13 protein-coding genes are annotated in these 12049 nt (G+C 38.3%); 8 read left to right on the top strand and 5 right to left on the bottom strand.

The features are described from left to right. Positions 1-83 precede the first annotated feature (83 nt). Positions 84-2531 carry a bifunctional aspartate kinase/homoserine dehydrogenase I gene (gene thrA / locus ACI6PS_RS06305; RefSeq protein ID WP_421011700.1) on the bottom strand — a complete coding sequence of 816 codons (2448 nt, stop codon included), beginning with the start codon at positions 2529-2531 and terminating at the stop codon, positions 84-86. Between the two features lie 563 nt (positions 2532-3094). Between thrA and hutH the strand changes: the two genes are divergently transcribed. After that, a complete protein-coding gene (hutH, locus tag ACI6PS_RS06310; RefSeq protein WP_421011701.1) occupies positions 3095-4603 on the top strand; it encodes a histidine ammonia-lyase in 1509 nt (502 codons plus the stop codon). A gap of 85 nt (positions 4604-4688) precedes the next feature. Here the strand turns inward: hutH and ACI6PS_RS06315 are convergent, their stop codons facing one another. After that, positions 4689-5156 (bottom strand): 2-dehydro-3-deoxyphosphooctonate aldolase, encoded by a 468-nt coding sequence (locus ACI6PS_RS06315; RefSeq protein ID WP_421011702.1) that lies wholly within the window; start codon positions 5154-5156, stop codon positions 4689-4691. 136 nt (positions 5157-5292) lie between these two features. Between ACI6PS_RS06315 and yaaA the strand changes: the two genes are divergently transcribed. From yaaA to ACI6PS_RS06330, 3 genes are all read left to right on the top strand, one after another. Continuing rightward, a complete protein-coding gene (gene yaaA / locus ACI6PS_RS06320; RefSeq protein WP_421011703.1) occupies positions 5293-6051 on the top strand; it encodes a peroxide stress protein YaaA in 759 nt (252 codons plus the stop codon). A gap of 330 nt (positions 6052-6381) precedes the next feature. Beyond that, positions 6382-6756: a helix-turn-helix domain-containing protein gene (locus ACI6PS_RS06325; RefSeq protein ID WP_421011704.1), complete on the top strand. Its 375-nt coding sequence runs from the start codon at positions 6382-6384 to the stop codon at positions 6754-6756. 64 nt (positions 6757-6820) lie between these two features. Further along, positions 6821-7066 (top strand): hypothetical protein, encoded by a 246-nt coding sequence (locus tag ACI6PS_RS06330; protein ID WP_421011705.1) that lies wholly within the window; start codon positions 6821-6823, stop codon positions 7064-7066. 27 nt (positions 7067-7093) lie between these two features. Here ACI6PS_RS06330 and ACI6PS_RS06335 read toward each other — a convergent pair whose 3' ends face one another. Then, entirely contained in the window at positions 7094-7501 is a 408-nt protein-coding gene (locus ACI6PS_RS06335) for an iron chaperone (protein ID WP_421011706.1), read from the bottom strand. 166 nt (positions 7502-7667) lie between these two features. Here ACI6PS_RS06335 and ACI6PS_RS06340 point away from each other — a divergent pair, with 166 nt between their 5' ends. The 4 genes from ACI6PS_RS06340 to ACI6PS_RS06355 all read left to right on the top strand — a co-directional run bounded on the left by ACI6PS_RS06340 (position 7668) and on the right by ACI6PS_RS06355 (position 11327). Next, on the top strand, positions 7668-8075 hold the full coding sequence (locus ACI6PS_RS06340; protein WP_421011707.1) for a response regulator: 408 nt from the start codon (positions 7668-7670) through the stop codon (positions 8073-8075). Positions 8076-8111: 36 nt separating this feature from the next. Then, complete coding sequence (locus ACI6PS_RS06345) at positions 8112-8609, top strand: pyridoxamine 5'-phosphate oxidase family protein (protein WP_421011708.1); 498 nt, start codon at positions 8112-8114, stop codon at positions 8607-8609. 30 nt (positions 8610-8639) lie between these two features. Next, positions 8640-9062, top strand: coding sequence for a hypothetical protein (locus ACI6PS_RS06350; protein WP_421011709.1), 423 nt, complete (start codon positions 8640-8642; stop codon positions 9060-9062). Between the two features lie 165 nt (positions 9063-9227). Further along, positions 9228-11327: a glycoside hydrolase family 97 protein gene (locus tag ACI6PS_RS06355; RefSeq protein WP_421011710.1), complete on the top strand. Its 2100-nt coding sequence runs from the start codon at positions 9228-9230 to the stop codon at positions 11325-11327. A 50-nt stretch (positions 11328-11377) separates the two neighbouring features. On the opposite strand, the gene ACI6PS_RS06360 is transcribed toward ACI6PS_RS06355, so the two are convergent. After that, complete coding sequence (locus tag ACI6PS_RS06360; protein ID WP_421011711.1) at positions 11378-11599, bottom strand: YgaP family membrane protein; 222 nt, start codon at positions 11597-11599, stop codon at positions 11378-11380. 78 nt (positions 11600-11677) lie between these two features. After that, positions 11678-11989: a rhodanese-like domain-containing protein gene (locus ACI6PS_RS06365; RefSeq protein WP_421011712.1), complete on the bottom strand. Its 312-nt coding sequence runs from the start codon at positions 11987-11989 to the stop codon at positions 11678-11680. Positions 11990-12049: the final 60 nt, after the last annotated feature.

The raw sequence follows: 12049 nt of genomic DNA on the forward strand, positions 1-12049 counted from the left end.
TTTTTTAAGTTGCTAAGATTCTGAACAACTGAGTATCTGAGTTTTTCTTAGCAACTAAGAACCTCAGCAACTCAGCTACATTTCTAAACATTTCCAATCCTGATTACATCTGCAAAAATTCCAGAAGCCGTCACGGCCGCTCCCGCACCAGCACCTTTAATAATCAACGGCTGATCGACATATCGGTCGGTATAAAACTCCACGATGTTGTCTTTTCCTTCCAAATTATAAAACGGACTATCCTTCGGGATAAACTGCAAACCAACACTTGCTCTTCCATTATCGAAAGAAGCTACAAATTTTATGCGGCTATCTTTTGCTTTTGCTTCGGCTAAAATACCTTCAAAATGACTCGAATGTTTTTTCAGTGATGCGAAAAAATCTTCATTATTGGTGGTGTCCATACATTCCTTTGGCAGGAAACAATTGTTTTCAATTTCTTCAATATCCATCTCATAACCACTTTCCCTTATCAGAATTAAAATCTTTCGGGCCACATCAACGCCACTCAAATCGATTTTCGGGTCGGGTTCGGTAAAGCCTTGAACACCTGCTTCCTTTACAACCTCTTCAAAAGAGGTGTTTTCATTAAAGTTATTGAAGATAAAGTTAAGGCTTCCTGAGAGAACTGCATTGATTTTATTAATTTTATCACCCGAAGCAATCAGGTGTTTCAAAGTATCAATAATGGGCAAACCTGCACCAACATTCGTTTCAAATAAAAAGGGAGCATTGTATTTACGGGATAATTGCTTTAGATTTTGATAATTGGAATATACCGATGAACACGCAATTTTATTGCACGTCACAACCGCAATATTCTGCTCCAAATATTGGTCATACGTGTGCGCCACAACCTCATTTGCGGTAATATCCACAAAAATACTGTTGCGGTAATTCAGCTCTTTTACTTTTGAAATAAAGTTTTCTTTATTGGCCACTTCTCCATTATCCAAAGCAGATTGCCATTCTCTCAACGCAATGCCATCTTCATCAAAATGCATTTTTCTGGAGTTGGAAAGTGCAATCACACGGACATTGATCTTCAAATTATCCTTCAAGAATTTCTTTTGCTGATGGATTTGGTCGATGAACTTTTCACCCACGTTTCCAACACCCATTACAAACAGATTCAGCTGCTTCGTATTATCTTCAAAAAAACGTTCATGTAGTGTATTCAATGCTTTTTTTACATCGCGTTCGTTAACAACCACAGAAATATTTCGCTCGGAAGCTCCCTGTGCAATGGCTCTAATATTGACGTTGTTTTTTCCTAAAGTACTGAACATTTTCCCACTCAAGCCTTGATGGTTCTTCATATTTTCCCCTACCAAAGCCACAATGCAAAGGTTTTTCTCTGCCGTGCAAGGATCAATTTTATGCTGACTGATTTCTAATTCGAAAGCTTTATCAATCACCAATTGGGCATTTTCGGCATCATTATTTTGGATTCCGATGCAAATCGAATGTTCTGAAGAGGCCTGAGTAATAAAAATAACATTGATGCTTTCATTGGACAAAGCTTCGAACAATCGCTTAGAAAAACCAGCAACACCAATAATCCCTGAACCTTCAACAGTCAGCAAGGCAATTTTATCGATATGCGAAATTCCTTTTACAGGATTCGTTTGGTAGTTGATTTCGTTTGAAATGTAAGTTCCTTCTTCCTCTGGTTCAAACGTATTCTTAATCAGAATTGGAATATTCCTGTTCAAAACCGGCTGAATCGTCGGTGGATACAGTACTTTTGCCCCAAAATGCGACAGCTCCATCGCTTCCTGATAGGAAATCTTTTCAATTGGTTGCGCCTGCTTCACAATTTTCGGATTGGCAGTAAACATACCGTTTACATCCGTCCAAATTTCAAGATGTGAAGCGTTTAATCCAGCCGCAATAATCGCCGCCGTATAATCAGAACCTCCTCGGCCAAGTGTAGTGTTGTTTCCATCGGTTGTAGAAGCTATAAAGCCTGGCAGAATCGTTACTTGGGCAGGATTTGAATGGAAATAATCGGCAATCAATTGATTCGTTATTTCAAAATTAACAATGGCTTTCCCGAAATGATTGTTGGTTTTTATCAGTTCACGGCTGTCCTTGTAAACACTGTTTGGCAACTGTTGTTTCAAAGCTTCGGCAATGATGTAGGACGAACACAATTCTCCAAAACTTAAAATAGCATCCGAAGTCCTGCTTGATAATTCTCCCAACAGGAAACAACCGTCGAGCAAGGTTTCCAGATGATTGATGATCCTTTTTATATGGCTCAACAAAGCGCTTTGCTCACTAACGGGAATAAGTTCCTTGATGGCTTCCAGATGCTTCTTCTCAATTGTTGACACTATTAATTTGTAGTCGTTGTCTTTTGAAGCCGCCTTTGCCGAAGTTTCTAAAAGCAAATCGGTCACGCCGCTAAAGGCCGAAACCACCACGGACAGTTGCGAATCCTGCGACTTATTTTTTATGATGTCTACTACAAGCTTGATGTTCTGGGCATTCGCTACGGAAGTTCCTCCGAATTTTAATGTTCTCATTGTTTTTGTTTTTGGTATGAAAATCAAATGATTATAAAAAATTTGCTCTTCTTTCGAAAAAGAATACAGGCAATAGGATGATATGTGAAAAATATACCCCTAAGGGGTAGTTGTAGTAGAGGTAGTAGTGCCAACGGAAAGTACAACCGCAGTTTGGGTTGTGATCGAAGAGTGATATTTAACTTTATTGTTTGACATCTTGTTTTTCAAATGTACATTTTTAAAACAATAATAAAAGCTTACGTGAAATTATTATCAAAAATTCAAATACGCTTTCTATTTATATCAATATCAAAAATGTGCTGTCCCTTTTTTATTCAAAAAATAAAGAATCTATTGTAAAAGGAAGATTTCTTTTTATTCCGATTCACAGCAAAATGGACAATTATTCGCTACTAACAATGTGCTTTTTGTAAAATACAACCAAGATTGCTTAAACATAAGGAATCCATCGTGTTTCCGAAAACGTTATCGCATAGGTTAATATTATCGAAATATTATCAACAAATGTTGCTTTTTAAGTACGGTTTGCGGAATTTTGAAACCTCAATAAATACACCGAAATGGATACTACACATTATATCAGTTCAAACGTGCTTACGCTCGAAGAAATCCAGCAAATCATTTTTGAACAAAAAACACTTGAATTATCAGAAGAAGCCAAAGTCAACATACAAAAATGCCGTGATTATCTCGATAATAAAATGAAGCTTCACGGCGATCCCATCTACGGAATCAACACCGGTTTCGGTTCGTTATACAACATCAAAATTTCAAATGAAAACCTATCTCAACTGCAAGAAAACCTAGTGAAATCACACTCTTGCGGGACTGGCGATGAAGTGCCTCACGAGATTGTAAAACTGATGCTCTTGCTTAAAATCCAATCGTTGAGCTATGGAAATTCAGGGGTGCAACTGATTACCGTTGAGCGTTTGATTGATTTCTATAACAACGATATTCTTCCGGTTATTTATACCCAAGGTTCTCTTGGCGCTTCGGGCGATTTAGCGCCATTGGCACATCTTTCATTACCTCTTTTGGGCGAAGGCGAAGTCTATTTCAAAGGAAAAAAAGTACACTCAAAAGAGGTTTTGGATCATTTTGGATGGAAAGCAATTGTGTTGCAATCCAAAGAAGGTCTGGCTTTGCTGAATGGAACCCAATTTATGAGTGCCTATGGGGTATATGTTTTGATAAAAGCCGCCAAGTATTCGTATTTGGCCGATTTGATCGGAACGATTTCCTTGGAAGGTTTCGACGGAAGAAAAGAACCTTTCAACGAGCTGATTCATTTTATCCGACCGCATAAAGGACAGATTGTAACGGCAAATCGCGTGAATGAATTCCTCGAAGGAAGCCAGATTATTGCGCAAGCAAAACAACACGTTCAGGATCCATATTCTTTCAGATGTATTCCACAAGTACACGGTGCTTCGAAGGATGCGATTGATTATGTGAAGAAAGTTTTCAAGACCGAAGTAAACTCCGTTACCGATAATCCGAATGTGTTTATCGAAAGCGATCAGATTATTTCGGGTGGTAACTTCCACGGTCAGCCTTTGGCATTGGCCTTAGACTTTTTGGCGATTGCCTTGTCAGAATTGGGAAGCATTTCCGAAAGAAGAACCTATCAATTGATTTCTGGATTGAGAGGCCTGCCAGCCTTTTTAGTCGATAATCCGGGATTGAATTCTGGTTTTATGATTCCGCAATATACCGCCGCCAGTATCGCAAGCCAGAACAAACAGTTGTCAACCCCAGCAAGTGTTGACAGTATTGTATCGTCAAACGGACAGGAAGACCACGTGAGTATGGGGGCAAATGCCGCTACGAAAGCGTTGAAGGTTATGGAAAACTTGGAGCGCATCTTGGCAATAGAGTTGATGAATGCTTCTCAGGCAATAGAATTCAGACGTCCGTTGCAATCAAGCGAATTTATTGAGATGTTCCTAAAATCCTATAGAGAGGAAGTGCCGTTTGTATCCGAAGATAGAATTTTGCATTATGACATTCAGAAATCTGTTGCGTTCTTGAACAGCTTTCAAATAGAGGAAGATCTTTTTAATTAGACATTCTTGGACTACTTAGATTGTTAGACATATAGACTTATTAAATATAATCCCGAACTTGGTGTTCGGGATTATTTTTTGAATATTATTTCTCTTTCGCTTTTAATCCGAAAGGAATTTTCAAATCTCCTGTATCATACATATTTATATAGATATCCAAAGTGTCCTTACTTCCTATTTCAACAATTCTATAACGATCGAGCATACCTCCACCATTAACAAAACCATTAGGTGTCTTGAATGGACAACAACTTCCTACTCTGTGGTAGGTCATTTTTTTATCATTTGGTCCATATAATGCATTCAAGAACCTTCTTTCATTCAGTGGACCTTCTTTTTTATGAACCCCTCCTACTTTAATTGGATTTGATTGATCGAAACCATAAGTTTTATCGTCTGATTGTTCGGTCAGGAGATAGGTATTTTCATTAATAAGCTCCACCTCTTTGGTTCTTGTATCTCCAGCGCCTTTGTCATCACTATTGAAGTTTTTAGTGTTGGTAGATGAACAGCCTACTGCTATGGCTACTCCTAAGATTAATAATTTTTTCATGTTTTATTGTATTGGTTCTATCAAATATAACTAAAAAACAGTATCATTTTTTCTTATGCTAAAATCATAACATTCCATTTCACAGCGATTCGTTTTAGAATCATAATCCTTACTTTTGGATATTAATCTGTAAATAATGAAAATCATCATATCCCCTGCAAAATCGCTTGATTTTGAGACTGAAATGCCAACCGACCGCTTTACCAAAAGTGCTTTTATGAAGGAAAGCAAACTCGTAAACAGCATCATCAAGAAGAAATCGCCGAAGGAATTGTCTGAATTGATGGATATTTCGGATAACTTGGCGGAACTGAACTGGAAACGCAACAAACAATTCAAGACTCCTTTCACTACCACAAATGCACGGCCTGCAATCTATGCCTTCAATGGTGATGTGTATGTAGGTTTGGACGCTTATACCATTCCGACAGACAAAATTGATATGCTTCAGGAGCGTCTGCGGATCCTTTCGGGTCTATACGGTTTATTGAAACCGCTTGACTTGGTGCAACCCTACCGTTTGGAAATGGGGACACAACTGCCTATTGAAGACAGCAAAAATCTTTATGAATTTTGGAAGGAAAAACTAACGAAATCCTTGAACAAGGAGTTGAAGAAGGGCGAATTGTTCATCAACCTGGCGAGCAAGGAATATTCGGGTGCGATTGATTTTAAGGCTTTGAAAGTTCCTGTAATCACCCCAGAATTCAAAGATTATAAAGATGGAAAATTAAAAATCATCAGCTTTTTTGCAAAGAAGGCACGCGGGATGATGGTGCGCTACATCATTGATACGGATGCTCAAACAATCGATGACCTGAAGGGATTTGATTATGACGGTTATCGTTTTGATGAAAACCTTTCGAAAGGGAATGATTTGGTTTTTACGCGCTAATATTTTTTAAACTGTATATAAAAACACTGGTTTTGCCGGTGTTTTTTTTTGGCTATAAGGCTAATTTTTAAAGCCTGAGTAGTTATTTTAAAGTACAGAAGTATATTTTATACCTATAACGTATAAAATTATACTTTTAATAATTTAAAATATCTTTTTAACGTATAAAACAGTATTATTAAGATTTAAAAACATACTATTAAGGTATAAAATATCATTATTAAGGTTTAAAAGTTTATTATTAAAATATAAAATAGTATTATTAAGGTATAAAAGTATCTTATTAAGATATAAATTGTATATTTGATTGATTCATAAACCAAAAAAGTTATGCTAAGAAGAGGAAAAAGAGGCACCTTGAAGCCCAACAGCAGCAGCATCGTTCTGGATTTGAAAACCGTACTCACTACGCGGGGCATCACCCAGCCCTCGGCCTTCCTGCTCAAGATTGGTATCAATACCAATTCGGCCAACAAGATGCTCAAGGGCCAGTCCGTTCAGGTGAATATGAAACAACTCACGGCGCTTTGCCTGAACCTGAACTGCACCCCGAACGACCTGTTTGCTGTGCGCGACATCGAGCTTCCCGAACACCATGCCCTCAACGGCTTGGCGCTGTATAAGGCGAAAGCCGATGAACAGTCGGTTGCGGAATGGCTGGCGGGGAAAAGCGTAGAGGAAGTAAGGGAATTGATGAAGAAATAATTATTTTACAGCTGCACCAATAGAGCCGTGGCGAGCGCCATCGGTTTGAAATCTTGGTTTATCTTTGCAGAAAAATTACATTGCCATGAACAAGCGTTTGACTCTAAACCTCCTGCTTAAGGATGCCACCATCAATAAGGTTCAATTTGACAAGGAATGGTTTTTCCACCTGAAGGATATGGCGGATCATTTGGGGGAAGATTTATCGGAGGTTGAGGCCATCCACCTGCCTTTTACGATTGATGAGGAAGTGGTTGAAGCCAAATGTGCAACTTTGGAAGATATTGAGCGCGGACGAAAAGTGCTTTAGTTTTTTTAGGCCAAAGCATCTTCGACTTTATTGTTTATTCTTTTGATTTTCTGCCAGTTCCTGGATTCTGAATTTGACTACCCTTGTGATCAACTCTGCCGGAAGTTCCTTATCCAACGGAAATTGTACGGAGCCTTTTCCTGTTTTATACACTGAAAAATCTTTTTTAAAAGCCTCGTGACCTGTTGGCAAGGCATAGAACCCTATATGGTTTTTGAATCCGGCGAAATGAACCAATGCCTTGCCGTTAAGCTTGAAGGTTGGAATAGCGTAGCTGATGGTTTCTTCGGCTTCCGGGGCATTTTCTTTAATTATGGCCCTCATCTCTTGAAGCTTTTTTTGTATTTCTTCTGGAAAAGTTTTGATGTATTCTTCTATATTTTCTGGTTTTGCTCCCATATCGTTGAAATCATTTGTTGTTAATTGCCACTTCAAATATAACAATTTAATTTTCTGTGGATTATAGACTTATGCAGGTTTGATGTGAATTGTATAACCTATGGACTAAATCCTATAAAGACGCCTTTACTGTAAATAAATACTTTTGTGAATAGCCATTTTTACGCCTACTAGTGGTTATTAATTTTAGTAAAAGAATACAATGCAACAAAAAAACCCAATAGGCATCATTATAGCGGATGATGATTTTGACGAGATTGACTTGCTCAGAACATCGTTTGAAAAGCATCCTGACTTTGTTATCATAGATTGTGTGAACAACGGACAGGGAATTATTGATGCTGTAGCCAAGAGCAAAAGACGACCCGATATTATCCTTACCGATATGTATATGCCCATCATGAATGGCCTGGAGGCAACCGAGGCTTTGCGAGCAAATGATGAAAACAACTCAATTCCGGTAATTATATTTTCGACTACGATAAATTCATCCATTACTGAAAAGGCTTCACATCTTGGAATTATCGGTACGCTGCTGAAACCTTTTTCGATGGAAAATTATGACACGCTTCCAGCTCAAGTTACCAAAATGCTTGACGCTTCAAAATAAAAACCCCCTCAATCTACTGACTTAAAAACCTCTATCATGGGCGACAAAAAAAACCTCAACAACGACGAAGCCATCAATAAAATCAAGGACTTGGCTGATGAGATGAAAACCTGTATGTTCTGTACCTATAAGAATGGAAAAATACAATCAAGACCGATGTCGGCCTTGGATATTGACGAAGAAGGTAATCTATGGTTTATGACCGATAAAAAATCAAACAAAATTGAAGAGATTGAGGCCAATAATACTGTAGAATTGTTTTATACCAAGGGCTATGACATGTTCCTTTCGCTTCATGGAAAGGCTACTATTTCCTATGACAGGAAAAAAATTGAGGAGCTTTGGAACCCCATCATTAAAGTTTGGATGCCGGGTGGTGTAGATGATCCGGATTTGTCGGTTATTAAATTTACCTTTGATGACGGCTACTATTGGAACAACAAGCACAACAAAGTGGTTGTTGCAGCAAAGATGATTGCTTCGTTAGTAACAGGGATAACGATGGACGACGGTATTGAAGGAAAGCTGACCTAAATACTGTACTACAAAAGAGTAATATGATGTTTGACTTTTTGCTTGCAATTAAACATTACTGATGATATGGAAATCACGCTACAACTTCTCTGGTTATTCATCCTCGCCATTCCCATTGCGTGTGTGGCTTGGACCGTTACTCACGAGGAAGTGTTTCGCGAACCGAGGGAATACTGTGTGAAGCGTTCTAAAAAAGGGAAAATTTTGTTGGAACGGAAGTTTTTTTACCTTTTTACCTGCGAATACTGCTTTAGCCATTATGTGACCGTTTTCTTCATCATTTTTACTGATTTCCGTTTACTGCTGGACGATTGGCGCGGTTACGTAATTGCCGGCTTTGCATTGATATGGGTAGCGAATACCTATATGAGCCTGATGGCCTATCTGCGCCAAGGAATCAAAAAGGAGAAAACTGAAATATCCTTGATGGAAGAGAAGAAAGAGGAATTGTAGCAGGAAACTTTCAACAAAAGCCTCTACTACAACGTTGTAATGATGATTTTTTCTTGAGTGCTACTTCAATCATGGTTCTTTTTTGTTGTGTTTTTGTTATTTTTACGATAATTATATTGCCAATGATATAATTTTTATTCGTTTTAAAATCAACAAACATTACATATGAATAAATTTATCCCCGCATTGTTTCTTTTTGCTTTCGGATTGCTCGCACAAGCACAGGAAATAACTTCTCCTGACAAAAACCTAACCCTTAAGTTCAGCCTGATCGAGAATGGTGTTCCCTCTTATGCTTTAAACTATAAGAATAAAGCCGTAATGAAGACTAGTAAGCTAGGAATTGAGACCAAGGATGTTCCTTCTTTTCTAGACGGCTTTACAATTGTAAAAACAGAAAATGCCACTTTTGATGAATCTTGGAATCCAGTTTGGGGAGAACAAAAGACTATCCGAAACAACTATAACGAGCTCTTGGTTACCTTGGCTCAGAAATCAGTAAAAGACAGACAGCTTAAGATACGTTTCCGCCTTTTCAACGACGGACTAGGTTTCAGATATGAATTTCCAGAACAGGAAAACCTGACCTATTTCATCATCAAGGAAGAAAGAACGCAATTTGCGTTGGCAGGAGATCACAAGGCTTTCTGGCTTCCGGGGGACTATGACACTCAGGAATACAGCACGGTTACTTCCAACCTGTCTGAAATTAGAGGAAAGATGAAAGCGGCAACTACACCAAATGCTTCGCAGTTTCCTTTTTCTGCTACGGGTGTGCAAACTCCTTTGATGATGAAGAGCAAGGACGGATTGTACATCAACATCCACGAAGCGGCTTTGGTCGATTATTCTTGTCTTTCACTTGAATTGGATGATAAAAATCTTATACTGAATTCATTCTTAACTCCAGATGCTAAAGGAAACAAAGGATACCTTCAGGCTTCTACACAATCGCCTTGGAGAACGATTGTAGTAAGCGATAAGGCGGGCGACATTTTGGCTTCAAAATTAATCCTTAACCTAAACGAACCAACAAAATACGAAGATGTTTCATGGATCAAACCCGTAAAATATGTTGGAGTTTGGTGGGAAATGATTACAGGAAAAAGCTCTTGGGCTTATAACGACATGACCAGCGTGAAATTAGGAGAACTGGATTATTCTAAAACTAAGCCTAACGGAAAGCATGCCGCAAACACAGCACACGTAAAAGAATACATTGACTTTGCTTCAAAACACGGATTTGATGCCGTATTGGTTGAAGGATGGAACGAAGGATGGGAAGACTGGTTTGGCAAATCAAAGGATTATGTTTTTGATTTTGTAACACCTTATCCGGATTTTGATGTAAAGGAATTGCACCGTTATGCGTCTTCTAAAGGCGTGAAGATGATGATGCACCATGAAACTTCTGGTTCTATTAGAAATTATGAGCGTCACATGGACAAGGCCTATCAGTTTATGGTGGACAATGGTTATAACTCTGTAAAAAGTGGTTATGTAGGCGATATCATCCCGAGAGGAGAATACCATTACGGACAATGGGCAAACAACCATTACTTATATGCCATTACAAAAGCGGCAGAATATAAAATTATGGTAAATGCCCACGAGGCAGTTCGACCAACGGGATTGAGCAGAACGTATCCGAACCTTATTGGAAATGAAGCGGCTCGTGGAACCGAATATGAAGCTTTCGGAGGAAACAATGCCGATCATACTACGATTCTACCTTTTACAAGATTGATGGGCGGACCAATGGATTATACGCCTGGAATCTTCCAAACGAAAGTAAGTGCTTACAATCCTGACAACAATTCATTCATCCACACTACTTTGGTAAAGCAATTGGCCTTGTATGTAACGATGTATTCTCCGTTACAGATGGCGGCTGATTTGCCAGAAACCTATAACAAGCATTTGGATGCTTTTCAATTCATCAAAGATGTTGCAATTGATTGGGACGAAACCAACATCCTGGAAGCTGAGCCAGGAGATTACATTACGATTGCCAGAAAAGCAAAAGGTAAAAACGAATGGTTTGTGGGCGGTATTACCGATGAAAACGCAAGAGTTGGAAATGTGGATTTCAGTTTCCTTCCAAAAGGAAAAACATACGAAGCAACAGTTTATGCTGATGGAAAAGGCGCACACTACGAAACCAATCCGCAAGCTTATGAAATCAAAAAGATAAAGGTGACTTCTAAGACAAAATTGAAACAGCAGATGGCACCGGGTGGAGGATTTGCGATAAGCGTCAAGTAGATGTAGTTATTAAAAAAGAAAGCGGTGTCAAAATTGACACCGCTTTCTTTTTAATACATCTTCATTTTCTTTGTTTTATTATCATTCAATCCAAGAAAATAATAAAAAGGACAAATCTGAATTAACGCAGCAACAATTAAGACCGCACCAATAGCAAACAATCCGTAGTTTACTATCTCATCCTCAAAAAAAATGGTAAAAGACAAAGTAATTGAAACAATACCAATAATTGCCCGGAGTATACTTCCAGACCTATTAACATTTCTTCTCATACCTAAAAATAGTTTTTGTTAATCCAAACAAATCTAAACAAAAAAAGGCATGAATCGTTAACAAATACTTACTTTTTTCTACGGAAGTTCCACTTTACCAGACCATTGAGAGAAACCACCTACAAGATTATACGTATTCTCAAAACCTAATTCGTTCATAATATCACAGGCTTGCTGGCTTCTTCCACCCGCTTTGCAATACACATAATAGTTCTTGGATTTATCCAATTCTTCAATGGCATAAATGAAGCCCTGGCCTTTAAAAATATTGATATTGATGGCACTTGGAATAATTCCCTCACTGCACTCCTCTTCAGTTCTAACGTCTAAAATAACTGCATTTGTGTCGGCTTCCAATTGAGTAGCCCAGTCTTCTTGTCTTAAATTCATCTTTTAAATTTTAATTGATATTAAAAATTCCAAACCTGAAAAGAATCCAGATTTGGAATT

It is taken from the genome of Flavobacterium sp. PLA-1-15 (assembly GCF_049060005.1).
Taxonomy (GTDB): Bacteria; Bacteroidota; Bacteroidia; order Flavobacteriales; family Flavobacteriaceae; genus Flavobacterium.